The following is a 24,120-nucleotide window of genomic DNA, read 5'->3' on the forward strand; positions in this document are numbered from 1 at the left end:
GTACCACCTCCTCATGTCTCGCACGGCCTCCGGAAACGTAGCAGGGGCCGTCGTGCCCCGACAATCGGATTCCTGCGCGGACTCCGTGGCCGGACGCCATGGAGCCGGACCACGCGAAGCCGATCGGGGCCTCGTCGCGGCTTCCCGGGGTGAGGCCCTGCGACGGCGGGGGCTGAGCCCGGACCGGGGTCAGGACTTCGGCACGGTGTTGACGTAGTCGGTGCCGGCGCCGTAGAAGCCGTCCACCGCCTGCTGGACATCCGCCTGGGAAACGGCCTCGTCGGCCTTGTAGTAGAACCAGTTGACCTTCATGTCCCAGGTGCGCGTGCCACCGGTGAAGGGAAGGTCGATGAACCAGTTGCTGAAGTGGATGTCCATCTCCTCGCGCGGGACGTACTTGCCGGAGCTGGTGAACAGCTTCTCGCCGTCGAGGGAGTAGGTGACCTTGCCGTTCATGGCGGTGACCATCAGGGTGTGCCAGCCCTCCAGGTTCCGCTTGAGCGCGTGGGTCACCCGGTCCGGCGGATCGGCCTTGTACCAGCTCGTGGTGTCGAGTTGGGGGCCCACCGAACCCCAGCCGCCGTTCGGCAGGTACTCGTAGTCCAGTTCGCTGTACTGCGTCGAGGAATCCGAGGCGGAGATCGGAAAGAAGGTCTCGACGACGTGGTCGCCGTCGCGACCGCTGGTGGGCTTGTCGCTGAAGTGGACCCGGGCGGCGAAGGTCCCGGTGAAGAGGCTCGTGCCGGTGCTCTGCACCTCGACCTGCCTGGTGCCCTGGACGGTGCCGTCGGTGGAGGACTGCAGGTGCAGGATCCTGCCCCCCTGGGCGGTCGCGTCGGAGGGAAAGCCGACACCTGCGGTGGACCAGGTGTCCTTGATCCCCGGGCCGCCCCCGCCGCTACGGACCTGCCAGCCGTGGGCGGCGAGCGCGGGGTCGTCGGGGCCGCTGTAGTGGAAGTTGTCGAACAGGGTTCCCGGCGGTCCGGACGGGGTCTCCGCGGCGCGGGGGGCGGCGCCGGCGCCCCCCTTGCCGGACACGGGGCCGCCGGAACACGCGGCGAGTACGCACAGCAGGGCAGGCAGCGTGAGCACGGTCCACGCGCGGCGACGAGAGGTGCGGCGAGGCTGGCTCACACGGGCTCCTGGGGAGGTAGAGGCGGTACCTGGACACGCTCTTTCGCAAGAGGGTCGATGGCGACGAGCGGTCGCGAGGGGGTCATCCTAACGACGGCCCGAACGGTGTCGCGCAGGTGGTCGAGGTGCCGGGAAAGGCCGCACCGGCTCTCGGTGGACGATGCCGTGCCCGACCGTGGTGCGGCGTGAGGAGCTCCCGGGAGAGGTCTGCCCGTGGTGGGCCAGGAAACGTAGCGGAGCATTGCAATCCGGTTACAGCGCCTTCATGGATCGCACCAAATCCTCACATCGAGCTCAATTCGTGAAGGGGCGGTGCACTAGCGTTCGCCCTGCCATCCAGCGGTCTACGTACCCTGCACTGAAAGGCCTCGCACGGTGCGCCCAGTCATCACCTCCGTCGACCGCGGATCGACGCGCCAGACATCTCCTGACATGTACGGGTCGTACTTTGAGGAGCCCGAGCCCGAGCCCGCTCCCGCACCGGTGTTCGTCGACCAGTCGGGGCTGCGTGGCCGTCTCCTGCGGGGCCTCGGCTGGCCGGTCTCCGTGGTCGGCGCGATCCTGGCCGTCGCCATGGGCAGCAGCCTGATCGGTGTGCAGGCGGACGCCCCGGCGATGGGCATACCCGCGCAACTCTCGGGGTCGTCCGCCCCGTCGTCCCCACCCGTGCCGTCGCTGTCGCCCGTGCAGTCGCTGTCACCCACCCCGTAACGCTCGTCGCCCTCGCCCCGGCCCCCGTCCTCACCTCGGGCGCCGGGCGGTCCGCGACACCCCGGCCGAAGACCTCGGCCACCGCATCGAGACCCACCACCGCCGCGCCGCACGGGGCCACGCCTTCGGGCCGACCGACCAAGCACCCCTGATCGACCGCACCACCCATCTCCAGGAGCGCCATTGTCCCGCCACCAGCGCCGCCGGCAGTCCCTGCTCAGGCCGCGCCGACTGGCCGCGCCGCCGCTGCGCTTCTTCATGCCGCTGTCCCTGCTGGCCTGCCTGCTCGCGCTCCTCGTCCTGCGTGGCCTCGCCACGAACGAGGCGTTCCACGACGACCGGATCGCCGTCTCGGTCGACAAGACGACCGTGCCGCAGAACCTGCTCCGGGGTGGTCCGATCATCGACGCGCGCGGCGCCCACAACGCGCACCCCGTGAGCTACCGCATCCCGGACCGCACCGCGGTCCTGAGCTTCGACGACGGTCCTTCGCCGGAGTGGACCCCGAAGATCCTGGAGGTGCTCGCGGCCCGCGGCATCCGTGCGGACTTCTTCGTGACCGGCGCGATGACCACGCGCAACCCGGAGCTGATCCGGCAGATCGTCGCGGGCGGCCACGAACTCGGCGTGCACACCTTCACCCACCCCGATCTGGTGTACCAGTCCCACGCCCGGATCAGCTGGGAGATGGCACAGACGCAGCTCGCGCTGGCCGGGGTCGCGGGGATCCACAGCGCGTTGTTCCGCCCGCCGTACTCCTCCGACACCTCGGCGCTGGACGACTGGAACTACCCGGTCATCAAGTACCTGGGCGCGCGCGGCTACCTCACCGCGTTCATCGACCGCGACACCGACGACTGGAAGCGTCCCGGCGTCGAGGAGATCGTCGAGGCGGCGATGCCGTCCAGGCCCGGTGCGGGCGAGCTGATCCTGCTGCACGACGCGGGAGGCGACCGCACCCAGACCATCGCCGCGCTGGTACAGATCATCGACAGGCTGCAGGCCCAGGGCTACCGCTTCACCACCATCTCCGAGGCGCTCGGCGCCTCCGGCGCCAACGTGCCGGTGCACGGCTTCCAGCTGTGGGCGGGCAAGGGATTCATCTGGGCCACCCAGGCCGCCGTGCACACCCTGCCGGTGCTGGTCGGGCTGCTGGCCCTCGTCGGCTTCCTCAACTTCGGCCGGTTCGCGCTGATGCTCGTGCTCGCACCGCTCCACGCCCGCCGCTCCAAGCGGACGGACGCCTGGGGGCCGCCCGTCACCGAGCGGGTCACCGTACTGGTCCCCGCCTACAACGAGCGCGAGTGCATCGCCAACACCCTCCACTCCCTGACCGCGAGCGACCATCCGATCGAGGTGATCGTCATCGACGACGGCTCCACGGACGGCACCGCGGACATCGTCGAGGAGATGGACCTGCCGTTCGTCCGACTGATCCGCAAGGTCAACGGCGGCAAGTCCAGCGCCCTCAACGCCGGCATCGCGGCCGCCTCGCACGACATCATCGTGATGATGGACGGCGACACCGTCTTCGAGCCGTCCACCGTGCGCGAGCTGGTCCAGCCCTTCGGGGACCCGGCCATCGGCGCGGTCGCGGGCAACGCCAAGGTCGGCAACCGCGAGAGCCTGATCGGCGCCTGGCAGCACATCGAATACGTCCTCGGCCACAACCTGGACCGCCGGATGTACGACATGCTCAACGTCATCCCGACCATCCCCGGCGCGGTCGGCGCCTTCCGCAAGGAGGCCCTGCAGCGGGTCGGCGGGATGAGCGACGACACCCTCGCCGAGGACACCGACATCACCATCGCGGTGCTCGGCGACGGCTGGCGGATCGTCTACGCCGAGCGCGCCCGCGCCTGGACCGAGGCTCCCGCCAGCCTCCAGCAGCTCTGGTCCCAGCGGTACCGCTGGAGCTACGGCAGCATGCAGGCGATGTGGAAGCACCGCGGCGCGGTGACCTCCCGCGGCCCGGCCGGGCGCTTCGGCCGGATCGGGCTGCCGCTCGTCGTGCTGTTCGGCGTGGTCGCCCCGCTGCTGGCGCCGCTGGTCGACCTGTTCCTGCTGTACGGCGTGTTCTTCGGGGACGCCCCGATCACCCTCACCAGCTGGGGTGGCTTCATCCTGCTCCAGGGCGCACTGTCCTGGTACGCCTTCCGGCTCGACGGCGAGAAGCCCTGGCACCTGATCAGCCTGCCGATCCAGCAGCTGGTCTACCGGCAGCTGATGTACATCGTCCTGCTGCAGTCCGCGATCACGGCGATGACCGGTGGCCGACTGCGCTGGCAGAAGCTCCGGCGCACCGGCGAGGTCGCAGCGCCGGTGGAGGCATGACCGTGACCGCGTCCGTCGAGTTCCCGCGCACCCACGACACCCTCCGGTTGAGGGTCCCCGCCGATCTGCGGCCGGAGCCTCGGCCCGAGGGGGAGGGTCCGGCCACGCGCAAGGGCGGCCGAGACCGCTATCTCGACCTGCTGCGTGCGCTGGCGCTGGTTCGCGTGGTGCTGTACCACAACTTCGGCTGGTTCTGGCTGCCCCTCGTCTTCCCGTCGATGGGCGTGATGTTCGCGCTGGCGGGCTCGCTGATGACCCGCTCGCTCAGCCGTCCCGCTCCCGGCGTGATCCGCGGCCGGCTGCGCCGGCTGCTGCCGCCGTTGTGGCTGTTCGGCGCCGTCATCATCACGCTTCAGGTCCTCGACGGCTGGGGCCCCGACTCCGACGGCCACCCCACCTGGTGGTGGGCCAAGCTGGCGTTCTGGATCCTGCCCCTGAGCAGTCCCCCGTACGCGGACGACCTGCCCGGTTTCCACGAGGTGGGGCCCACCTGGGCGGTGCAGATCGTCGTCCCTCTCTGGTACCTCCGGGCCTACCTGTGGTACGTCCTGCTCTCACCGCTGATGCTCTGGGCCCTGCGACGGTTTCCGGTGGTGACGCTGTTCACCCCCCTCGCGCTGTCGATCGCCCTGAACACGTTCTTCGCCGACGAGGAGTTCGTCTACGGCCGGGTCTGGGAGACCGCCGGCGACTTCACCATGTTCGGCTCCTGTTGGATCCTGGGCATGGCCCACCAGGAGGGGCTGCTCAAGAAGATCCCGCAGTACGTGCTGCCGTCCGTCGCGCCGCTGATCATGGTGGCCGGTCTCTGGTACCTGCAGACCCGGCCGGTCGATCCGACCCAGCCGACCGACATCGATGCCTGGCCGATCGCCCAGGCCCTGTGGTCCTTCGGCTTCGTCGCGATCCTGCTCCACATCAGTCCGTCCTGGGAACAGTGGCCCAGGCCGCTGAAACGCTGGAACGGCCTGGTCAGCCTGCTCAACGCACGCGCTGTCAGCGTCTACCTCTGGCACGAGGCCGCGCTGGTGATCGCCGTCCCGCTGATCGACCCCCTCTGGCGCGTCCCCTTCTTCTACGAGAACCTCCCGTGGCTGCTGCCCAGCCCATGGTTCACGCTGCTGGTGGCGATCCCGCTGCTCGGACTGCTGGTGCTGGCCTTCGGCTGGGTCGAGGACGTGGCCGCCAAGCGCTCGCCACGGCTCTTCCCGTACCCGCGCCGCCAACGGGGCAGGCGGCGGGCCGCCGGCTGACGGGACTCCTGCGCCGCGCCCGGCATGGGTGACGGCCGCGCCCTGCAAGGGCAGCGCCGAGGCGCTCGGTGCGGAACGCCGTCGGCGTGGCCATGCTCGGCGTCGGGCACAGGCTCTCAGAGGCGGAGGACGACCAGGGCGGTGTCGTCGGTGATGCCGGCGGGCGGAATCAGGTCTCTCAGAAGGGCGTCGGCCAGGTTGTCGGGGTCGGCGGTGCGGTGGCGGGTGAGAGAGTCGGCGAGCCGCTGGAGACCTCTGTCGATGTCCTCGCCGCGGCGTTCGACGAGGCCGTCGGTGTAGAGGACGAGAGTGGAGCCCTCGGTGAATCCGGTCTTGACCTGGGGGCGCGATCGGTGGTCGGGGCGGGCGCCCAGCGGGGGGTCGGTCGCCCGGTCCAGAAACGTCACGGTGCGGTCCGGGTGGAAGAGCGCGGGCGGCGGGTGACCGGCGCTGCTGTAGGTGAGTGCGCGCCCGGCCCAGTCGATGAAGACGGACACAGCGGTGGTGGACTCCGCGCCGTCGACGGAGCGGGCGTACAGGTCCAGCGCTTCCAGGGCCTGCGCGGGGCCGGCCGCGACCCTGCTGGCGGCGGACAGGGCGCTGCGGAGCTGACCCATGACGCCCGCGGCGTGCAGCCCGTGCCCGACGACGTCACCGACGGCGACGGCGGTGAGGCCGCGGTCGGGCATGTCGATCACGTCGTACCAGTCACCGCACACGTTGAGGGAGCCGGTGGCGGGCCGGTAGCGCACGGCGGCACGGTGGTGGTCGAGCGGGACGGGCGCGGGCAGCATCGCCTGCTGGAGGTGCAGCGCGACCTCGCGTTCGCGGGCGTGGGCGTCGCGAAGGCGCTGGTTGAGCTCCTGGAGTTCGCGTGCGCGCGTGTACAGCTCGGCTTCCAGGACCCGGGCACGGTCACCGCCGCCGCGGGTGCCACGGGCACGGATGAGCTCGGTCACCTCCTCCACCCGATGCAGCACCAGCACCAGCGTGCCGTCCGGACCGAGCACGGGGACGTTGATGGGACTCCAGTACCGCTCCTCCCACACCCCCGGCCGGTCAGGGTCCTCCACGTCGTAGCGCTGCAGCGCCATGCTGTCGCTCTCCCCGCCGGCCACGACCCTCCGCAACGACGCGTGCAGGTTGCGCATGCCGCTCGCGGCCGGGTCGCCGGGGTTGTCGGGGAACACGTCGAACAGATAGCGACCCACCACCTGCTCACGCGTGCGGCCGGACAGCGTCAGGTAGGCCTCGTTGGTGTCGGCGAAGACGAGGTCCGCGGTCAGCAGGGCGACGGCGCCCGGCAAGGCGTGAAAGACCGCCTCGAAGTCGATGTCGGTGGGACGCACGCTTCACCTGCCTGCACGGGACCGCTGCGATCTTGTACTCCTCCCACCATAGGCAGGACGGCCCGATCCGACCCGATGGCACGGGATGACGAGCGGCGGTCGACGGGCATGCGTGCGAGGCGACGCCGCCCTCTACTGCCAGGTCGCGGTGTCGGGATCGATGCCGTGGGCGTGAGCGTTCGCGTCGATGGCGCGACGGAACCAGGTGGCGAGGCCGACGCGGATGCCGTCGTAGTGGGCGGCGAATCCGGGGTCGGCTTCGTACCTGCGGCCGAGACAGATCTGCATCTGCCGGGTGAGGGGAAAGTACGAGCCGAAGACGGCGCGGTGTCGCTCGACGAGTCGATTCGCCTCCGGGCTGCCGGGTGTGACACCGGCGTCCATCGCCTCCCCGAGTGCGCGGTCGACGTCGGCGACGGCGTCCGCGACGGCCTGCCATTCCTCCGGGCCGCGACCGGCCGAGAGTTCGGCGTACTGCCGCCATTGCGCCGTGTCTCCGTAGCGCCGGCGTGCCTCGGCGGGCCCGCTCGGATCCCACTGGGGCCCGAAGATCGCGGCCTGCTGCTCGCCGGTGAGCAGCAGGCCGCGTTCGTGCGCGTCGATCATCCGGTCCAGTCCGGCGCTGAGCCGCTGGAGGCGGTCGATCCGTTCCGCCACCTGAGTGCGCTGTGCGCGCAAGGCGCCGAGCACATCCGCGGCCGCATCGTCGAGGACGGCGCCGATCCGGTCCAGACCGAGACCGAGTTCGCGGTAGACGACGATGCGGTGCAGGCGTTCCACGTCGCTCGCGGTGTAGAGCCGGTATCCCGCAGCCGTGCGCATCGAGGGGCGCGCCAGACCTGTCTCGTCCCAGTGGTGCAGCGCACGGACGGTCACGTCCAGACGCGCCGCCACCTGCCCGACGGTCAGGCCCTGGGCGTCAGTGGCTTCAGGCATGCCGCTCATTGTCGCCGCGACCGCCGGCCGGAGGGGTGATCCCGATGGCTTCCAGGTTCCTCGCCTCCTGACCGGCCGGGTCGAATGGCTTCGCCGCCGTGAAGACGATCCGTGCGTTCTCGGGGGTGATCACCTCCACATCGCGGGTGTTCCAGGGCGTGTCCCGTGGACCGTCGGTCGCGTTCGGATCCAACGCCCGGCAGGCTTCGACGAGGGCATCGACCTGGCTGAGCACCCCCGCGAAACTGAAGCTCATCGCCGGCGGCTGCTCCGGAACGTTCTCCGCCGAGACGAGGAGTACGTCCTGGAAGGCCCACCGGCGCAGATGAACGAGGGTGCCGGGGATCCTGAACAGCTCGAAGAACCCTAGCCCGCGGATCCAGAAGTCCACCGACACGTCCAGATCTCTCGTGGGGATGGAGACGAACGCGGGCATTCCGTAGATGCCGGCGAACGGCTCCGGCGGAACCGCGTCCGGACCGGGAGTGGGCACGGGACTCATCTCGAACGCGTCGTAGTAGTCGCTCATGCGCCCTACCTTCCGGCCTCACGCAACGTGAGGGTCAAGTCCGGGGAGCAGCGCCCTTGGCCTTGTCCTCGACCTCGGGTCGCACCGTCCATCGCCCGTGAGGCGGAGCGAGTCCCGCCCGCGGGGTGATCCGCGGCACGTGTCCGACCGGGCTCGGCCCGGCTCCCCGTCCCTGGCCACCGGCCGGGAGGCCGCCCGGTACTACTTCTGCCATGCGCCGCCGGCCTTGTGGGGCCCGTTGCCGGCCGTACTGACCGCGGCGTACCGGAAGCGCCGTCGCCCAGCCGAGAACCCGCTTCCGGCGGCGTGAGTGCCGGGACGGGAGATCGTCTTCCGACCGACGCGAGGGTGTCGCCCCAACCCCCTTCGCGTCGCGCTCAGGTTGCCGCCCGTACCTGCGTGAGCAAGCGTGTAAGGAGGACTGGAGGTCTCCGAGCAGGACGATCTCCCCTCGTCCGACCCCAGGAGGAACGCATGACTCACCCCGAGCAGGACCCGACCGAGCAGGAAGGTCCGGCGGACGGCGGCGCGGCCGGCACACCTGGAGAGCACGACGGCGGTGCCGACGGCGGAGCCGAAGGGCCCGCGGACGGCGGCGCGGCCGGCACCCCCGGAGAACACGACGGCGTTGCCGACGGCGGAGCCGAAGGACCCGCGGACGGCGGCGCGGCCGGCACCCCCGGACAGCACGACGGCGGTGCGGACGGCGGCGTTTGAGCACCACGTCCACGACGCTCCGGGACACCGCGTCCGAGACCGGGGGCGGTGTCCTCGAAGCGTGTCTGATCCACCTCGGTCGCGAGGAGTTCGCCCGGGACGTCTGGGGGCGGGCTCCGCTGCACTCGCGCGGAGCCGGTGACTTCTCGGACCTGTTCTCGGCCGCCGCGGTGGACGAACTGATCTCCCGGCGCGGGCTGCGCACGCCGTTCCTCCGCGTCGCCAAGGACGGTTCCACCCTGCCGGAGTCGTCGTTCACCTGTGCCGCAGGAGTGGGCGCGACGGTCGCGGATCAGCTCGACGACACCGCTGTGTGGCGGGCCTTCGCCGGCGGCAACACCCTGGTCCTGCAGGCGCTGCAGCGTACCTGGGAACCGATCACGGACTTCGTGTCGCGACTCGGCACGGAACTGGGCCACCCCGTGCAGGCCAACGCCTACGTCACCCCGCCGCAGAACCGCGGGTTCGACGATCACTACGACGTCCACGACGTGTTCGTCGTGCAGATCCACGGCACCAAACGCTGGACCGTCCACGAGCCCGTGCACCCGGATCCGTTGCGCGACCAGCCCTGGACCGATCACCGGGCCGCGGTCGCCGAGGCCGCCCGGGGAGAGCCCTGCCTGGACACCGTGCTCGAGCCCGGCGACGTCCTCTACCTGCCGCGGGGATGGCTGCACGCCGCCGAAGCGCAGGGCTCCGTGTCGATCCATCTGACGCTCGGCGTCCACACCTGGACGCGACACGCGCTGGCCGAACAGCTCACGCAGGCCGCCCTCGCCCTGCTGCGTGACGACGCCGAGATGCGCGGCTCCCTTCCCTTGGGCGTGCACGGACCGGACGACGAACTCGCCGTCGTGCGCGAGCGCCTCGTCGCCGCGCTGGCCGAGGCCGATCCGACGCGCCTGTTCCATCGCACCCGCCGCAGCCAGTCACGCCCCGCGCCCTTGGGACCGCTGGCACAGCTCGCGGCCGTGGACGACCTCACCCGTGATGCGTCCGTGCGGCTTCGCGAGGCGCTGGAAGCACGGCTCGACGACGTACGCCTGACCACCCGCGTCGGATGGCTGGACATCCCGGAGACCGACCTCCCGTCGGCGCGCAGAATCCTCGACGGGAATGTCCACAGGGCCGGCGACCTCGGCCTTCCCTTCGTCGAACGACTCCTGCGCGCGGGTGTACTGGTGGCTGCCGCGACATGAAGCGGGCGACATGACGGCTCACGAGCGCTTCTTCTGCGCCGAGGCTGCTCGCCTCCGCGGCGACCCGCTCGCGGGCACAGCGCCGTACGGCTTGGTCTGGATCCTCGTCGAGTACCGGGCCGGCTGGCCGACCAATGGGTACGACGGCCTCGATCTGGAGCCCGGCGTCAAGGCGCGGGTGTACTCCGCCGCCCAGGCGGTGCGGGCCCGCATCCTGCTCGTCAGACGTCAAGGACGGCGCCGGCCGGACGGTCCGCCGCGCTGGGCCGTCCTGCGGTACGAGAGGGACGGCACCCACCGTCAGGCGTGGGGCACCTGGCAGAGCGACAAGGACCTGGCACAGATCGTCGACGCCCTGGACGCGCCCGGCGAACGGGATCGCCCACCCGTCGTCCTCGTCTGCGCCCACGGCCTGCACGACACCTGCTGCGCCGTCCGCGGCCGTCCGGTGGGACGTGCGCTGAGCGATCGTTGGCCCGACCTCGTGTGGGAATGCACCCATGTGGGAGGCGACCGGTTCGCCGCCAGCATCGTCGTCGCACCCGACGGCGTCTACTACGGCAACCTCGACGCCCCCTCGGCGACGACGATGGTCGAGGAGCACCTGGCGGACCGCATTCACGCGGATCACCTGCGCGGATACACCGACCTCACACCGCCCCAGCAGGCCGCTCTGTCCGCTGTGCTGCGGCATGCGGGTCCGTCCGGCCGGCACGACTACGTCATCGAGGAGACGGTCCGTGTGGACCGACGCTGGCGGATCCGTGTCGCCGGCCGCCTCGCCGGGCTGTCGACCTTCGAGGTGGAGGTCCACGGCCACCGGACGCCTCCCCATCGGCTGACCTGCCGCGGGCTCTCCCCCGCCTCGGCGGCGTACTACGAGATCGCGTCGCTGCACGTCGGATCGACGTGACGCTCGCAGCCGGTCCGCGGAGTGCCGGAGCGGCCGGCCGGGCCCTCCCGCGTCACGGCGCATCGTCGACGGGTGTGGAGTCAGTGATCGGAGTAGCTGAAGTCACCCATGGTCCAGGCGCTGACATCGGCGATCGAGACGCGGTACATCCCGCCCGTCTCCGGGATTCCCACCGTTCCCTGGAGGATCCGGGCCATGTGGAAGTGCAGATGCGTGGGCGGCCCGTCCTCGCGTGCCGGGGTGGTGAAGACGGCGGAGAACTCGCGCAGTCGGACCGAGTCCGCCAGGACCTCCGAGACCCGTTGCCTCCACACCGCTTCGGGGGCCAGCCGACCGGTGATGAGGGCGCCGCCGACCACCACGGTCAGGGACATTTGATTGCTCTGCTCGGACTCCACCAGCGTAGCGACATCAACGAGCAGCTCGTCAGGCTTCGACATGAAAGCCGATTCTACGGGCTGTCCCGTCTCCTCAGGCGGCGCGCCATCGAGCGAGAAGGGCGGTCGTCGCCGCTGCTCCCGCCACCGGCGGCGCATCGCCGCCCGGGCTCGGGGACCGGTCGGCCGGGGGGACACCCGTCGAGGCCGCCTGCCGCATCGTGGTCCCGGAGGACCTACGGGCGGGTTCGGTGCCTCCCCCCCGTCAGAGGTGACCGTCCAGGAATCCCCGGACCTCGACGTCGGTCGCAGGCCCGGCGCCGTGCGCCACCGCCTCCTCCTTCGTCAGCAGCACGTAGGACAGGGCTCCGGTGATCCCGTATCGCTCGGTCACGGCCGGACAGCGCGTGATGTCCGTGCGGACGACCGCCACGCGGCCCGCGTACTCGTCGGCGATGCCACCCATGACGAGGTCCATCGCCCGGCAGGGGTCGATCGCCTTGGGCCACGTCCCGATGAAGTACGCCAGGACCGGGGATCCGCTCATCCTGAGGATGAAATCGAACTCCGCGTCCTCACGGGGTTGATGGACCCGTTGCGCCATGGAAGCTCCTGACCTCGTGTTCCGTCTCACCGTCCCATCATCTCCCGGGACGGGTGCGGCGGACCGGCCTCCCCTGGTCCGGAGCGTGCTGTCCGTGATTCCGTGTGTCGCGGGCATATCGAAAATCGCATACGTCCCCGCAACGGGCTTCCGTGTTCAGTGAGCGCATGGACCACGACCCGTCACCGCCGGCGCCGGCCCCTGCGCGCAGGATCGTGCTGAACCGTCAGGCGAACTCCGAGAGGGTCGACGCCACGCCGACGACATGGGGCGACGGCGACTCGTACCCTCGGAGCATGCGAGCCGGGCGGTGCGCCGCCGCTCGCGGGGGCACCGACTCGGGTGTCCGGCGCACGCTTGTCCGGCGGGCGCGTGTCCGGCGGGCGATCCGCAGCCTCGCCGAGCCGGACCCGTGGCAGCGCGGCCTGCCGGTCGCGGCACTGGCGCTGGTGCTCGGCCTGCTCATGCTGATGCACGCGGAGATCACGGACAGGGGCGGTCTCGGCAGCCTGGTGGAGACGTCCCTGCCCTGGTTCGGCCTGTTCGTCCCGGTGCTCCTCGCCGGGGCGCTGCGGCGCCGCTCCGCCGCCGCGGGGGTCGCACTCCTGCTGCCGGTCGTGGCGTGGCTGCACCTCTTCGGCGGACTGCTCCTCGACAAGTCCCGGCCGGGCGGCGACCTCATCGTGGTCAGCCACAACGTCAACGCCGAGAACCCCGACCCGGCCCGCACCGCCCGAGACCTGGCCGCCTCCGGGGCGGACCTGCTGGCGCTCGAGGAGATGACGCCACAGGCCACGGTCGCGTACGGAAAGGAGCTCGCTGGGGCATACCCGCACCACACGGTGCAGGGCACGGTCGGGCTGTGGAGCAAGCTGCCGCTGTCGGACTCCCGGCCGGTCGACGTCCTGCGAGGCAATGTCGGACCTCTGGCGGAGACTCGGCGTGCCGAGGACCTCCCCGTGGACCCGCCCCGGGCACTGCGCACCACGGTGGCCACGGACCACGGGCCGCTGGCGGTGTACGTGGCGCACCTGGGGTCGGTGCGGCTGATGCCCAGGCACGGCTTCTGGACGGACTCGCGCGACGTGGGTGCGGTCGCGCTCGCCGATGCCGTGGCCGCCGAGCGGAACACGCGGGTGGTGGTGCTCGGCGACCTGAACGGCACCATCGACGACCGCGCGTTCGACCGCCTCACCTCCCAGCTCCACTCGGCCCAGGAGGCGGCCGGAGCCGGCTTCGGCTTCAGCTGGCCGGCGGCCTTCCCGATGGCACGGATCGATCAGATCCTGGTCAGGGGCGTGGAGCCGAAGAAGTCGTGGGTGCTGCCGGCCACGAGCAGCGACCATCTGCCGGTCGCGGCCGGCATCAGCTGGTGACCAACGTCGCCGGGCCGGACCTGCGTGAGTGGGGACAGCTGCGGGAACAGACTCGGTCGCGACCGGTCGCCGATCTCCGGTCACCCTTCACCGGCGCCCTGCCCAGCCCGCCCGCCCCGGAGGCCCGCGCCGTCAGGCAGCGAGGGTCTGATCCAGTTCGATGTGGAACAGGTCCCGGGTGCGGGTCAGGTCCAGGACGTGGCGCACGGGCCTGGCCAGCGGGCCGACGAGGATGAGCCGGCCCGGCAGGTGGTGGGCGGTGGTGAGTTCGTGGACGAGCGCCGCGTCGGCGAACTCGACTCCGGCCAGGTCGAGGACCATGCGTTCGGTCCGCGAGGAGCGCACGGAGTCGAGCGCTTCGTGAAGGCAGCCGACGGTCCCGAAGTCGAACTCGCCGCTCATGCACAGGACGGCCGTGGCGGCGCAGCCGGTCGGGGCGTAGCGGACGAGGGCACGCCCGCGGCTGGGTCGCCATGCCGGTGCGCCGTCGACGAGGAGGAGTTGCGGGCGGGGGACGTTTGCCGGGGGCGTTGAGTCGGACACGGTGATGCACCTCGCTGCTGCACTGATGGGAGAACCCTCCGCAGTGCGCTCTCGCTGTCCTCCGCGAGTGTCAGGCGTCGTGGCCTGGTTTCAGGGCGACATCGCCGCCGGCGGGAAGGAAGGTCGCCGGCAGCGACCCGGATGTGGTCCGGTCGCTCCCCCCACCCTCCTCCTCTCGCGGAGCAAAGTCACATCTGCAGGTCAGCCTGTCCGGTCGGGTGCACGCCGAGCGCGCCACGGGGAACGACCCTCGCGTCTCGACCTGTTCACCGATACGACGCTCCGTGCACCGTTCCCGCGCACGGCCGCGACCGTGCGGGTCGGTCGTCGCGCGGGGGCGCGCTCGGCGAAACCCGGCCGTCCCCGGGTCCTGTCGCACCCGTGACGGGTGGCACCCGGGCGGGCGTCCGGGGGTCATTCGGGGCGGCTGAAGCGGTGGGCCGCCCAGAGCAGGGCCATGGTTCCGGCGGCCAGCAGGAGGGTGCCTTCCAGGAGCAGGGGAGGTTGCCGGCCGGACCATTCGATGCCCGCGGTGGCCGCCTGGTCGGGGACCCGTAGGGCGATGCAGCGGCGCAACAGGTCCACTCCGTAGGCGAGCGGGTTGACGGCGGTCAGCGTGTGGGCCCAGCCCGGCAGGTCCTCCAGGGGGAAGAAGCCGCCGGAGAGGAACAGCAGGGGCATCATCACCAGACCGAGCAGCATGTGGAAGATCTCGGGCCGGTTGAGGCTCACGGCCAGGGCGAGGGACAGGGACGTGAGGGTGAACGAGGTCAGGATCATGCCGGCGAGGAGCAGGGCCAGGAGCAGCGGGTCGTAGGGCAGGCCGACGACGCCGGCGAGGCCGAGCAGGACGGCGCCCTGGACCGTGGAGACGATGGTGCCGCCGGCGCAGCTGCCGAGGAGAAGGGTGGCCCGGCTGACCGGGGCCATCAGGAGTTCGCGCAGGTAGCCGCTCTGCCGGTCGGTGATCAGGCGGATGCCGACCATGACGGCCGGTGTCTGGACCGTCATCATCAGCATGCCGGGGAAGAGGTAGGTCTGGTAGCCGACTCCGAGGGAGGAGTCGGGGATGAGGGCGGCCAGGCCGCCTCCGAGGACGAAGAGGTACAGCACCGGTTGGAGCAGCATCAGGGCGGTGTGGGTGGGCTGGGCCCACAGGCGCAGCAGGTCGCGGTGGACCAGGGCGTGGACCGCGCGCAGTTCGCGGCGCAGGCGGGTTGCCGGCCCACGGCCGGTGCCGCCGGAGGCGCCGAAGTCGTCAGGGGCGGTGGCGCCTGAGGCACGGAGTGCGGGTGCGCTCATGCGGACTCCTCGGTCGCCGTCGTGGTGCCGTCCGGAGCCGGGGCGGGCGGTGCCGGGTGGGGCCGTGGGGTGTGGATGCTGCGGCCGGTGTGGTGGAAGAAGACGTCGTCGAGTGTCGGCGGGGTCGCGGACGCGGAATGCACCGCGATGCCGTGGGCTTCCAGTGCCGCGCACAGGCGGGGAATCCAGGCGCTGCCGTCGGGCACCCGCAGGGACACTCCTTCGGTGTCCAGGGTGACGGCGAGGCCCGGCGGCGCGGTGCGGCCCACGACCTGTCGTGCTGCCGCGTCGTCGCTGGTGCGCAGGGCCACCCGGTCGTCCCCGATCGCGGCCTTCAGCGCGAGGGGCGTGCCCTGGGCCACGAGCCGGCCGTGGTCGATGATGCCGAGGCGGTCGCAGTTCTCCGCCTCCTCCAGGTAGTGGGTGGTGACGAAGAGCGTGCTGCCGTGCTGGTCGCGCAGGGCGCGCAGGTGCTCCCAGACCTGGGCGCGGGCGTGCGGGTCGAGTCCGGTGGTCGGCTCGTCGAGGAACAGCACCCGGGGCGCGTGCAGCAGGCCGCGGGCGAGTTCCAGGCGGCGGCGCATGCCTCCGGACAGGGTGCGTACCAGGGAACGCCGCCGGTCGGTCAGTCCGACCATGTCGAGCATCTCGGTGGTGCGCAGGCGGGCGTGGCGGCGGCGGAGTCCGTAGAGGCGTGCGTGGATGTGCAGGTTCTGTTCGGCTGTCAGGTCCGGGTCCAGGGCGCTGTGCTGGAACAGCATCCCGACCCGTCGTCGGACCTGGTCCGGCCGGGCGAGCACGTCGGCGCCGGCCACCGTGGCCTGTCCGGCGGTGGGGCGGGCCAGGGCGCACAGCAGGGCGAGGGTGGTGGACTTCCCCGCGCCGTTGGGGCCGAGGAAGGCGTACGTCTCGCCTTGGAGCACGTCCAGGTCCAGGCCGCGTACGGCGTGGGTGGTGGTCCCGTCCGGGCCCGGGTAGCTCTTGACCAGACCACGCGTGCTGATCGCGTGCACCGGCGGGGCCGCGGGCTGTGTGGTGTCCGGGCCCGCGGGGGCGGCGGTCAGGAGGGGTACGCGGGTACGAGCACCGTCACCGGCATGTGGCTGCATGGTCGGGTCCTCCTTCACGGGGTGTCGTACGCATGCCTGCCGGCCGCAGGGGCCTTCGCTCCGGCCGGCGGCCGCCCGAAGGCGGCCACCGGCCGGAGGATCTCGGCTAGGCGCAGCTGATGCCCACACAGACGGTGTTGAGCAGCGTCAGCAGGCCGACGCACTCACACGTCGCCGCGAACGGCGCTCCGTCGACGCCGACCGGGTCGGTCTCCGGAAGGGCGTGCAGGTGGGCCAGCAGCTCGAGAGCCTGGTTCTCCATGACATTCTCCTTCTCTCAGAGGTGGCGACGGGGGTCCCCGTCGCTCAGCCCGGCTGCTGGACCATCCAGTGCCGGGAGTCCGTGTGGCGGGTCCGCAGGAGGAACGCCAGGATTCCCGCGGACCCGTCGCTCCAGCTCGTCGAGACGTCCCCGTACTCGTTGGGGAAGACGACGTGGCTGTCGCGGTGGGCGCGTTCGGAGACGATGAGGCGGGCCAGGTCCTCGGCCATCGCGCGGTAGGCGGGGTCCCCGGTGGCGTCGGCCATGTCGAGGAGGAAGTCACCGTTGCCCGCCAGTCCGTGGCACTGGGCCAGGGCGGCCCGGGAGGCTCGCTCCATGACGGCGTGCGTGGCGCCGCGGGCGAGATCGCCGAACCGCTCGTCCCCCGTCCGCTGCCAGAGGCGGACCAGGAAGGAGCCGATGCCCGCCGAGCCGTGGCACCAGTACGGGGCCGTCGGCACGTCCGTGGCCTGGGCCGGCCACTGGGCCGCCTGCCCGACCATCACGGCTCCTGCCACCAGCTGCTCCCCCGCCGCCACGGCCAGGTCCATGTGCTCCGGCTGCCCGGAGATGGCCGCCGCGGCCAGGAGGAAGCAGCCGATGCCCGACGTTCCGTGCGCGAAGCCGAGATAGCGTTTGCCGGCCTCCTCGGACACGGCTTCCGCCGGGACGGGCCAGCTCACGCCCGACGGCTCCGGCCGCGCGGCGGCGGCCAGCCGGTCGGCCGCGTCGACGACCAGCTCCGCCAGGCGCGGATCACCGGTTCGGTGCCACAGATGGGCGGCGGCCAGTCCACTGCCCGCGGAGCCGTGGGTGATGTCGTGGCTCGGCGTCGCCTCGGAAGGAGCCAGCGCGAGGGCCGACGCGTGCGCCTTCAGTGTCCGGTCGGCGATGGCACGCCCGGCGTCGTACAGCGCCCAGGCGATTCCGCGGCCTCCGAAGTGCAGCCCCGGACGGATGGAACGGGTGTCGGTGCGCGCGGCGATCCAGTGGCCCGCGGTCGAGATCAGCTCCGGCAGGCGCGGGTCCCCGGTGAGTTCGAAGTACCGTGTCAGGACCGCCAGCACACCTGCCGCACCCTGTTGCACGGTGCAGGGGTCGGTCTCCCCCGCCAGGGTGGACACCGGCCACAACCACCGGTCGTCGGCCGGAGTCATCGAGTCGACGAGATGGTTCACCATCCCGTCGATCGCGGCCTGCGTCGCGTCGCACGGTTCGGCTGTCCGCGCCGGTCCGGCCGCGGGGTACGGCAGGCGTGCCACGTCCCTCCCCGGAGGGGCTTCGCCCGTCCCCGCCGACCTCGCGGCGGGACACTCCGGCCGGGCCGGGTCCGCCCCGCCCAGCGCCTCACGCGCCCGGGCGGGGTCCCAGCGCTCGGCGGGATCGTCCTTCATCAGCCCGAGGATCGTCTCCGGCAGGCCGTCCGGCGGGCGCAGCGTTCCGGCGCAGGCGCCCAGCCACTCGGCGAACCGCTGCTCCGCAGGTCTGGTGTCCGGTTCCTCGGTCAGCAGGTTCGGTACCTTCCCGCCGAGCACGAAGCACACGGTGGCGCCCAGGCTGTAGTAGTCGGCCGTCGGGGAGACAGGGGCGTCCACCAGGCGCTCGGGGGCGCTGAAGCCAGGGGTCCCCACCCGCGTCGGGAGGGGGGCGTCGTCCTCCAGGACGGCGAGCTCCAGGTCGATCAGGCGCAGTTCGCCGTCGGGGCGGACCATGACGTTGCCGGGCGTGAAGTCCCTCAGCACGCAGCCGTGGGCGTGCGCCGCCGCGACCAGGTCCACCAGACGTCCGATCTGGGCGAGCGCGTCCGCACGGTAGCGTTCGCCTCCTACGTCGCGGAAACGCTCGGCAACCCAGGTACGCAAGGGCACACCCGGCACTTCCTCCTGAGCGAGGAACAGATGCCCGCCCATGTCGAACATCGCGAGCGGCTCCGGTGCCAGGCCCGTGCCCTTGAGTCTCTCCAAGGTCCTGGCCTCGGCCCGCAACCAGTCCCGGACGTCTGAACCGGACGCGTCGCCCTCCACATGCGGCCGGGCCTCCTTGATCACCACGGGTGCGCCCGTGGTGACGTCCGTGCCCCGGTACACACCGCCCTTGTTCGTGTGCCGGATCGCCTCCCGTACCGAGAACCGGCCGCCGAGCATCACCGGGCTGCTCGCCGCTTTCTCCTGACGTGGCGGAAGCGGCACCGAGGCAGGGAAGGGACACACCGCCCAGGAAGGCGGACAGTACTGACCGGTGCGCTTGTCCTCCACGGGATTGCCGTCGGGGTCCTCGATGAACCAGACCAGCAGACCCTGGTCCGACAGCCGCCGCCGGCCGACGAACGCGCCGTAGCGGTAGTGCACCAGGCTCTGCGGAGCGTAGGGCTGGTCGGACAGGATCCGTGGACCGGCGAGGCCCGCCGTGCCCTTGTGCAGCTCCAGCGCTATTCGGGCCGCGTCGTCGTCGGTGGTCGGGTAGACGGTGATGAACTTGCCCGAACTCCCCCGTGGCGTGGCACGGGAGTTGAGCGCGCCCACCTGCTCGAGCGACCGGACGAACTTGAACGCCGACTCCTCGCGCAGCAGCACGTCCAGAGCCTTCACGAGGACCGCCGGCGCGGAGGCGGCCGTCGCGGACACGTGCAGCTTCCAGCCCTGCCGGCGTCGTACACCGGACTGGCGGGTGAGGCGGCACCACATCTCGTCCGCGTCGGTCGTCCAACGCGTGCCCGTACCTGTGCCCTGTAGCGCCCGGCGGAGCAGACTTTCGAGGTCGACTTCGGTCACGTGACTCGTCATGCGTGTCCCTCTCAACGGCGAGAACCGCTGGTTGGAAATGCCTTCGGTGAGAAGAAAAGTACAACGCGCGCCCGGCAGAAGTCATTTGATCCAGCGAGCGCACGGTGTTGTTGCGGCAATGGATGGCGCAGTCCGGCGCAAAGAGAGGCGCACTTGTGTCGCCGGGTCATCGAATACTTCATCCGTTCGATGGAATAGCCGCCCCTCACTCGGGAAAGACAGACGTCCCGAATTGATTCGTCACGCATCCCACGGGTCCCGGTGATGGCGATCCGGAGGAGCCGTGATGCCGGCCGGGGCGCCACGCCGACCCCACAGCCCCCTCTTCACCCACCAGGCCCGTTGCACTCGACGACGAGCGCCCCCCTTCGCCATCAGGCGGCCCCCCGTTGTCGATCGGTCGGTGAATGTCGAGCACGAGCAACGGCTTCGGCCCGACGGACACCGTCGGCGCGGACCGCCGCCGCACAGCCTCCCCCTCCCCCGGCCATCCGGTAAAGAGTTCGATTTCGCCATAACTCCAGCCGGCGAAGAGTCATTTCCGGAAACATCAAAGGAGCCGATATCGGCCACTCGACCACGTCCACGCACGCATTTCGCAGTCGACGGACGGCGCACGGCCGCTCGAATTCAAGTCACGTGGCGAATTTACACTTCACGGGTTCCCCCATGAATACAAAAACCTCTGAGGCGGCCGGTGCGGCAGAGACATGCGGTGCCCTTTTGTCGACCCGTCGGAAGCGTTCCGGGCGTGCGGAGCCGACGCCCCGCTACGCGAAAGGGGGCCTCTCTGATGCTGCCGGCCGCGGACCGGGTACAGGGGTCTGAGGCAGCCGTACAGAAGATCCGCAAGGAGGGCGTCTCCCCATGCTCATCGATCTGACAGGACGGACCGCACTGGTCACCGGCTCCACCCAGGGGATCGGTGCCGCCATCGCCACCGGCCTGGCACGGGCGGGAGCCCGCGTGGGCGTCAACGGGCGGACCGGGGAACGGGTGGAACGGGCCATCGCGAGCATCCGCGCCGAGGCCCCTGACGCGGATCTGGTTCCCGTGGTCGCCGATGTCACCGGCGAGGAGGGTGCGCGGCGTGCCGCCGACGTGCTGCCCCATGTGGACGTCCTGGTGAACAACCTGGGCGTCTTCGGGGAGGCGGACCCGCTGGAGATCAGCGACGACGAGTGGCGGCGCTACTTCGAGGTGAACGTGCTGGCCGCGGTGAGACTCATCCGTCAGTATCTTCCCGGTATGAGCGCACGCGGCTGGGGGCGTGTGCAGAACATCGCGAGCGACTCGGCGATCGTGATCCCGGCCGAGATGATCCACTACGGCATGTCCAAGACGGCCCTTCTGGCCGTCACGCGCGGCTTCGCCAAGCAGGCGGCGGGTACCGGTGTCACAGTCAACTCGGTCATCGCGGGTCCCACGCACACGGGCGGGGTCGAGGATTTCGTGTACGAGCTGGTCGATCGCTCCCTGCCCTGGGACGAGGCTCAGCGCGCCTTCATGCGCGACCACCGTCCGCAGTCGCTGCTTCAGCGGCTCATCGAGCCGGAGGAGATCGCCGCGATGGTGGTGTACCTCGCTTCCGACCAGGCGTCCGCCACCACCGGCGGTGCGCTGAGGGTGGACGGCGGCTACGTCGACTCGATCCTTCCGTAGCGGAGGCGCCGGCGTCGTACGGCCGGCGCCGGATCCCCGCGGATACCGGTCGCACGGCCCGCACCGGACCCCCCGACTGCCGGAAGCGGGCGCCCGTCGACGGCGGGGGTCGAACCCACGATCCCGGCTGGCGGCGGCCGGGACGTCGGGGCGCCCGGGGTGGCTCGGTGCCGTCCGGTACGCCGGACGGCACCGAGCGACCGGTCACTGCAGGACGGCCTCGGCACGCATGGCGAGGAAGTTCGCCTTGTAGGCGTCGTGCGCCGTCGCGCCGGCGAGACGGATCAGCGCCTCGTCGTTCTCCCGGAGGGAGGAGAGGTCCAGGTTGTGCGAGCCCGTGAACGTCCACTTCGTGTCCGGGTGACCCGCGTAATTGCCCTCGACGAGCAGATACTTGGAGTGGACGAAGTAGCCGCCGGCGTCGAGGTGGTAGGGCTTGATACGTGCGTGGCCCTGCAGGGTCGCGAGGTCGTTGGAGTCCTTGTAGACGATCTCGATCCAGCAGTCCTGGTCGGCCAGCGAGCGCAGCTTGGTCGCGATCTCGTTCCGGTGCAGAGCCCACGCCGAGATCCGCACGATGGTCTTGTGGGAGGTCGTGCCGACCGTCGTGTTCCCGGTGCAGGAGACGTTGTTCAGGAACCCGAGCACGACGTCGCCGCTCTGCTGCGGGAAGAAGTAGTACTTCGCGTCACCGGCTTCGCCGGTCCGGTAGTAGTCACTCGTCTTGCTCATGGCGGCGAGATCGTTGAAGTAGTCGGTGTACGCCGTGTAGAGGGCGGTGTTCCCGACCACGGTGTACGCGTTGTTCCACTGCCGGGTGGTGGCCGACACCGTCTGGTTGGCGGAGCTCTGGATGACCACGTCCTCGGCGACTCCCGCGCTGCCGACGCGGGAGAATGTGAAGAACTTGTTGTGGTTGATGGGGTTGGTGCCGCCCGCCGCGATGCAGGCGCCGCCCGCGCTGCACACCTGCACCCAGGAGCCCTGGGACTTGTCGGTCCCCAGGGCGGCGATCAGGTTCTGTGCGGGCGCCGGGGTGGGCGCTTCGACGGACTTGTGGTCCAGGACCACGCGCACGTTGACGCCGCGGCCGTGCGCGGCGACCAGGGCGTCGGTGAAGTCCTGGTCCTGCATGACGTACAGGGCCGCCCGCAGGGTGCGCCCCCCTTGGGTGTTGTCGATCGCCGCGATGATGTGGTCCTTCACGGCGTTCTGCTCGGCCGCCGTCCCCTTCGGGTTGTTGAAGACGGCACCGGTGACAACGGGTGGCACGTCCTCCGCGGCGGCGGGGGCGATGCCCGAGAACACGAGAGCGAGGGCGACCGACACGGTCGCCCAGAAACGCTGGCGTATGACTCCTCCTCGGCTGAATGGTGGCATGAGCCTGCCATGAGCCGTCCGTGACCAGGAACGGAGGGTCCCCCAAGACGCAGGACGCGGGCCGGGGACCGTCCCGGCGACCCTGACGCGGCGGTGGCCGCACGGTCAGAGGGCCGGGAAGGAGATCCGGATGGCATAGCGGCGCTCGAGTGCGCGGATCCTGGCCGGCAGCGCGGTGTTCAGCGCGACGATCTCCTGATGATGGTCGGCGCGGAAGCGTTTCCCGAGCGCCTTCCGCAGCTCGGAACGGACGTCCTCGGCCGGCTTCATGCAGGCGGCGTACGCGCGGGCCAGGGCCCGCTCCCCGGTGGTGTCGCCCGCTTGCATGCGCCGGTCGACGAGGGCGAAGAAGGCGTTCTCGTCCGGCGCTTCGACCTCGAGAGCGGCCAGGCACGGGCCGAAGCTCCCGAGCGCGGCCAGGACCCGGGGGTGGGTGCGCAGCGACGACTCCTCCTGGAACCAGCTGCCCTGCACGCCCACGTAGAGAGTGCGCAGGCTCTGGTCCACGGCGGCGCCGGCCTTCATGCAGCGGTCCTGGATGTCGCGCCCTGCGCCCTCGGCGGGACGGTCCCCTGTGGCGTCGGCCGCGCCCGGGACGATGACGCCGTTGAAGCCGTTGCGGTCGATGAACGGCAGGTCGGGAATGTCGGAGAAGCGGACGAAGGCCGGTGGTTCGTGCGGCGGGGCGGGCGTCTGGCGCTCGCCCAGGCAGGCACGGAGAGCCGTGTCCGCGGCCAGGCGTCCGAAGGCGTCGAGGCCCTGCGTCAGGCGGGTCTGCTCGCCGGTGGTCGGGAGCACCATGTCCGCGATGTCCGCGGGCATCGCGGACGTGACGGCGACGGCGGGGACCGGCGGTGGCGCCGGGGCGGCCGGCTGCTCGGGCGCGCCCGAGCACGCGGTCAGGCCGGTCAGGACCCCGGCCGCGAGAAGGAGCGGCGCCGGTCCGGCGGCCGCGCGTGAGAACGGGATGCGGCGGGGCATCGTGCCCGTACCTCCATGGTGCGTGGTGAGTCGCGCCTGCCCGGCCGTCCTCGCGGGCGGCCGGGCAGGCGACAGGGTGGGGCCGGGTGTCAGTGGGCGACCTGCACGGCACCGCCGACGTAGTTGTACGCCGCCACACCGAACCAGCGGCCGGTGGTGAGGTCGGAGACCAGGATGTACTTGTTCACCGGGTAGCTGCCGTTCGGGATCCACTGGTACGGCCGGGAGGCCCACGTCCAGGCACCGGAGGCGTTCACGTACCGGGCACGGTAGGAGTCCCCGCCGGCACCACCGGGCGCGGAAGCCTCGACCACCTGCACGTCGTGGCAGCCGCTGCCGGACTTCTGGACGGTGCTCCAGGTGTCCTGACGACCCGTGGTGAGCCAGTCGCGCTGGCAGCCGTCCGCCGCGGAGGCGGTCGGGGCGAGCGCCATCAACGAGGTCGCGACGGCGCCGGCGAGGGCCAGCGCGGCCGTCGTCTTCTTCATGAGGAGATTCCTTCCTTGCAGCGAGCGCCGCCCCGACGGGGGCGACGGCAGCGCTCACTCTCCTGCCGTGGACGCCCCTACGTATTGGACAAATGCGCGATCCTGACCGCTCCTCCGACCTCGCCGTCGCCCCTCGTGATTCCGCCTCGCACAGGGGCGCCGTCCCGGCCGCGTT

At 71.1% G+C, this 24,120-nt stretch carries 22 protein-coding genes; 8 read left to right on the top strand and 14 right to left on the bottom strand.

What is annotated here, in order from left to right; genetic code table 11:
* Positions 1-189 precede the first annotated feature (189 nt).
* On the bottom strand, positions 190-1,134 hold the full coding sequence (locus ACGFZF_RS18330; RefSeq protein ID WP_393555257.1) for a glycoside hydrolase family 16 protein: 945 nt from the start codon (positions 1,132-1,134) through the stop codon (positions 190-192).
* A gap of 432 nt (positions 1,135-1,566) precedes the next feature.
* Here ACGFZF_RS18330 and ACGFZF_RS18335 point away from each other — a divergent pair, with 432 nt between their 5' ends.
* The 3 genes from ACGFZF_RS18335 to ACGFZF_RS18345 all read left to right on the top strand — a co-directional run bounded on the left by ACGFZF_RS18335 (position 1,567) and on the right by ACGFZF_RS18345 (position 5,432).
* Positions 1,567-1,845 carry a hypothetical protein gene (locus ACGFZF_RS18335; protein ID WP_393555259.1) on the top strand — a complete coding sequence of 93 codons (279 nt, stop codon included), beginning with the start codon at positions 1,567-1,569 and terminating at the stop codon, positions 1,843-1,845.
* 183 nt (positions 1,846-2,028) lie between these two features.
* Positions 2,029-4,179, top strand: coding sequence for a bifunctional polysaccharide deacetylase/glycosyltransferase family 2 protein (locus ACGFZF_RS18340; protein WP_393555261.1), 2,151 nt, complete (start codon positions 2,029-2,031; stop codon positions 4,177-4,179).
* A complete protein-coding gene (locus ACGFZF_RS18345; RefSeq protein WP_393555263.1) occupies positions 4,176-5,432 on the top strand; it encodes an acyltransferase in 1,257 nt (418 codons plus the stop codon). The genes ACGFZF_RS18340 and ACGFZF_RS18345 overlap by 4 nt, the downstream gene beginning before the upstream one ends.
* 116 nt (positions 5,433-5,548) lie before the next feature.
* On the opposite strand, the gene ACGFZF_RS18350 is transcribed toward ACGFZF_RS18345, so the two are convergent.
* The 3 genes from ACGFZF_RS18350 to ACGFZF_RS18360 all read right to left on the bottom strand — a co-directional run bounded on the left by ACGFZF_RS18350 (position 5,549) and on the right by ACGFZF_RS18360 (position 8,246).
* Positions 5,549-6,781: a PP2C family protein-serine/threonine phosphatase gene (locus ACGFZF_RS18350; protein ID WP_393555265.1), complete on the bottom strand. Its 1,233-nt coding sequence runs from the start codon at positions 6,779-6,781 to the stop codon at positions 5,549-5,551.
* A gap of 132 nt (positions 6,782-6,913) precedes the next feature.
* A complete protein-coding gene (locus ACGFZF_RS18355) occupies positions 6,914-7,717 on the bottom strand; it encodes a MerR family transcriptional regulator (RefSeq protein ID WP_393555267.1) in 804 nt (267 codons plus the stop codon).
* Positions 7,710-8,246 carry a VOC family protein gene (locus ACGFZF_RS18360; protein WP_393555269.1) on the bottom strand — a complete coding sequence of 179 codons (537 nt, stop codon included), beginning with the start codon at positions 8,244-8,246 and terminating at the stop codon, positions 7,710-7,712. Before ACGFZF_RS18360 ends, ACGFZF_RS18355 begins: the two co-directional genes overlap by 8 nt.
* A gap of 474 nt (positions 8,247-8,720) precedes the next feature.
* Between ACGFZF_RS18360 and ACGFZF_RS18365 the strand changes: the two genes are divergently transcribed.
* Genes ACGFZF_RS18365 through ACGFZF_RS18375 form a run of 3 tightly spaced genes read left to right on the top strand, consistent with a single transcriptional unit; the run spans position 8,721 to position 11,078 of the window.
* Positions 8,721-8,963 carry a BatC protein gene (locus ACGFZF_RS18365; RefSeq protein ID WP_393555271.1) on the top strand — a complete coding sequence of 81 codons (243 nt, stop codon included), beginning with the start codon at positions 8,721-8,723 and terminating at the stop codon, positions 8,961-8,963.
* Positions 8,960-10,165 (top strand): cupin domain-containing protein, encoded by a 1,206-nt coding sequence (locus tag ACGFZF_RS18370; protein ID WP_393555273.1) that lies wholly within the window; start codon positions 8,960-8,962, stop codon positions 10,163-10,165. Before ACGFZF_RS18365 ends, ACGFZF_RS18370 begins: the two co-directional genes overlap by 4 nt.
* Before the next feature lie 10 nt (positions 10,166-10,175).
* A complete protein-coding gene (locus ACGFZF_RS18375; RefSeq protein WP_393555275.1) occupies positions 10,176-11,078 on the top strand; it encodes a sucrase ferredoxin in 903 nt (300 codons plus the stop codon).
* 80 nt (positions 11,079-11,158) lie between these two features.
* On the opposite strand, the gene ACGFZF_RS18380 is transcribed toward ACGFZF_RS18375, so the two are convergent.
* Both ACGFZF_RS18380 and ACGFZF_RS18385 read right to left on the bottom strand, forming a co-directional pair.
* Positions 11,159-11,518, bottom strand: coding sequence for a hypothetical protein (locus ACGFZF_RS18380; RefSeq protein ID WP_393555277.1), 360 nt, complete (start codon positions 11,516-11,518; stop codon positions 11,159-11,161).
* A gap of 202 nt (positions 11,519-11,720) precedes the next feature.
* Positions 11,721-12,059, bottom strand: a complete 339-nt coding sequence (locus ACGFZF_RS18385; protein ID WP_393555279.1) for a thioredoxin family protein — start codon at positions 12,057-12,059, stop codon at positions 11,721-11,723.
* Between the two features lie 296 nt (positions 12,060-12,355).
* On the opposite strand from ACGFZF_RS18385, the gene ACGFZF_RS18390 reads away from it, so the two are divergent.
* Complete coding sequence (locus ACGFZF_RS18390) at positions 12,356-13,435, top strand: endonuclease/exonuclease/phosphatase family protein (RefSeq protein WP_393555281.1); 1,080 nt, start codon at positions 12,356-12,358, stop codon at positions 13,433-13,435.
* 132 nt (positions 13,436-13,567) lie between these two features.
* Here ACGFZF_RS18390 and ACGFZF_RS18395 read toward each other — a convergent pair whose 3' ends face one another.
* The 5 genes from ACGFZF_RS18395 to lanL all read right to left on the bottom strand — a co-directional run bounded on the left by ACGFZF_RS18395 (position 13,568) and on the right by lanL (position 19,434).
* Positions 13,568-13,978 (bottom strand): STAS domain-containing protein, encoded by a 411-nt coding sequence (locus tag ACGFZF_RS18395; protein ID WP_393555283.1) that lies wholly within the window; start codon positions 13,976-13,978, stop codon positions 13,568-13,570.
* Positions 13,979-14,392: 414 nt separating this feature from the next.
* Entirely contained in the window at positions 14,393-15,280 is an 888-nt protein-coding gene (locus ACGFZF_RS18400; protein WP_393555285.1) for an ABC transporter permease, read from the bottom strand.
* On the bottom strand, positions 15,277-16,389 hold the full coding sequence (locus ACGFZF_RS18405) for an ATP-binding cassette domain-containing protein (protein WP_393555287.1): 1,113 nt from the start codon (positions 16,387-16,389) through the stop codon (positions 15,277-15,279). The genes ACGFZF_RS18400 and ACGFZF_RS18405 overlap by 4 nt, the downstream gene beginning before the upstream one ends.
* Before the next feature lie 106 nt (positions 16,390-16,495).
* A complete protein-coding gene (locus tag ACGFZF_RS18410; protein ID WP_187282522.1) occupies positions 16,496-16,651 on the bottom strand; it encodes a VenA family class IV lanthipeptide in 156 nt (51 codons plus the stop codon).
* A 44-nt stretch (positions 16,652-16,695) separates the two neighbouring features.
* Complete coding sequence (gene lanL, locus ACGFZF_RS18415; RefSeq protein WP_393555290.1) at positions 16,696-19,434, bottom strand: class IV lanthionine synthetase LanL; 2,739 nt, start codon at positions 19,432-19,434, stop codon at positions 16,696-16,698.
* A gap of 867 nt (positions 19,435-20,301) precedes the next feature.
* Here lanL and ACGFZF_RS18420 point away from each other — a divergent pair.
* A complete protein-coding gene (locus ACGFZF_RS18420; RefSeq protein ID WP_393555292.1) occupies positions 20,302-21,096 on the top strand; it encodes an SDR family NAD(P)-dependent oxidoreductase in 795 nt (264 codons plus the stop codon).
* Positions 21,097-21,300: 204 nt separating this feature from the next.
* Here the strand turns inward: ACGFZF_RS18420 and ACGFZF_RS18425 are convergent, their stop codons facing one another.
* From ACGFZF_RS18425 to ACGFZF_RS18435, 3 genes are all read right to left on the bottom strand, one after another.
* Positions 21,301-22,425 carry a phosphatidylserine/phosphatidylglycerophosphate/cardiolipin synthase family protein gene (locus tag ACGFZF_RS18425; RefSeq protein ID WP_393555294.1) on the bottom strand — a complete coding sequence of 375 codons (1,125 nt, stop codon included), beginning with the start codon at positions 22,423-22,425 and terminating at the stop codon, positions 21,301-21,303.
* Between the two features lie 156 nt (positions 22,426-22,581).
* The gene (locus tag ACGFZF_RS18430) at positions 22,582-23,457 is read right to left on the bottom strand and encodes a hypothetical protein (RefSeq protein WP_393555296.1); all 876 of its coding nucleotides are present in this window, start codon (positions 23,455-23,457) and stop codon (positions 22,582-22,584) included.
* Positions 23,458-23,546: 89 nt separating this feature from the next.
* Positions 23,547-23,945 carry a hypothetical protein gene (locus ACGFZF_RS18435; protein ID WP_393555298.1) on the bottom strand — a complete coding sequence of 133 codons (399 nt, stop codon included), beginning with the start codon at positions 23,943-23,945 and terminating at the stop codon, positions 23,547-23,549.
* Positions 23,946-24,120: the final 175 nt, after the last annotated feature.

Origin of the sequence: Streptomyces sp. NPDC048338, assembly GCF_043201055.1 — a bacterium.
Taxonomy (GTDB): Bacteria; Actinomycetota; Actinomycetes; order Streptomycetales; family Streptomycetaceae; genus Streptomyces.

Bases quoted from the DNA above. Each gene is read 5' to 3' on its own strand.
- ACGFZF_RS18375 (WP_393555275.1), top strand. From the start codon at position 10,176: ATGACGGCTCACGAGCGCTTCTTCTGCGCCGAGGCTGCTCGCCTCCGC.
- ACGFZF_RS18335 (WP_393555259.1), top strand. From the start codon at position 1,567: ATGTACGGGTCGTACTTTGAGGAGCCCGAGCCCGAGCCCGCTCCCGCA.
- ACGFZF_RS18420 (WP_393555292.1), top strand. From the start codon at position 20,302: ATGCTCATCGATCTGACAGGACGGACCGCACTGGTCACCGGCTCCACC.
- ACGFZF_RS18435 (WP_393555298.1), bottom strand. From the start codon at position 23,945: ATGAAGAAGACGACGGCCGCGCTGGCCCTCGCCGGCGCCGTCGCGACC.
- ACGFZF_RS18385 (WP_393555279.1), bottom strand. From the start codon at position 12,059: ATGGCGCAACGGGTCCATCAACCCCGTGAGGACGCGGAGTTCGATTTC.
- ACGFZF_RS18355 (WP_393555267.1), bottom strand. From the start codon at position 7,717: ATGCCTGAAGCCACTGACGCCCAGGGCCTGACCGTCGGGCAGGTGGCG.
- ACGFZF_RS18365 (WP_393555271.1), top strand. From the start codon at position 8,721: ATGACTCACCCCGAGCAGGACCCGACCGAGCAGGAAGGTCCGGCGGAC.
- lanL (WP_393555290.1), bottom strand. From the start codon at position 19,434: ATGACGAGTCACGTGACCGAAGTCGACCTCGAAAGTCTGCTCCGCCGG.
- ACGFZF_RS18345 (WP_393555263.1), top strand. From the start codon at position 4,176: ATGACCGTGACCGCGTCCGTCGAGTTCCCGCGCACCCACGACACCCTC.
- ACGFZF_RS18360 (WP_393555269.1), bottom strand. From the start codon at position 8,246: ATGAGCGACTACTACGACGCGTTCGAGATGAGTCCCGTGCCCACTCCC.
- ACGFZF_RS18380 (WP_393555277.1), bottom strand. From the start codon at position 11,518: ATGTCGAAGCCTGACGAGCTGCTCGTTGATGTCGCTACGCTGGTGGAG.
- ACGFZF_RS18405 (WP_393555287.1), bottom strand. From the start codon at position 16,389: ATGCAGCCACATGCCGGTGACGGTGCTCGTACCCGCGTACCCCTCCTG.
- ACGFZF_RS18410 (WP_187282522.1), bottom strand. From the start codon at position 16,651: ATGGAGAACCAGGCTCTCGAGCTGCTGGCCCACCTGCACGCCCTTCCG.
- ACGFZF_RS18400 (WP_393555285.1), bottom strand. From the start codon at position 15,280: ATGAGCGCACCCGCACTCCGTGCCTCAGGCGCCACCGCCCCTGACGAC.
- ACGFZF_RS18430 (WP_393555296.1), bottom strand. From the start codon at position 23,457: ATGCCCCGCCGCATCCCGTTCTCACGCGCGGCCGCCGGACCGGCGCCG.
- ACGFZF_RS18390 (WP_393555281.1), top strand. From the start codon at position 12,356: ATGCGAGCCGGGCGGTGCGCCGCCGCTCGCGGGGGCACCGACTCGGGT.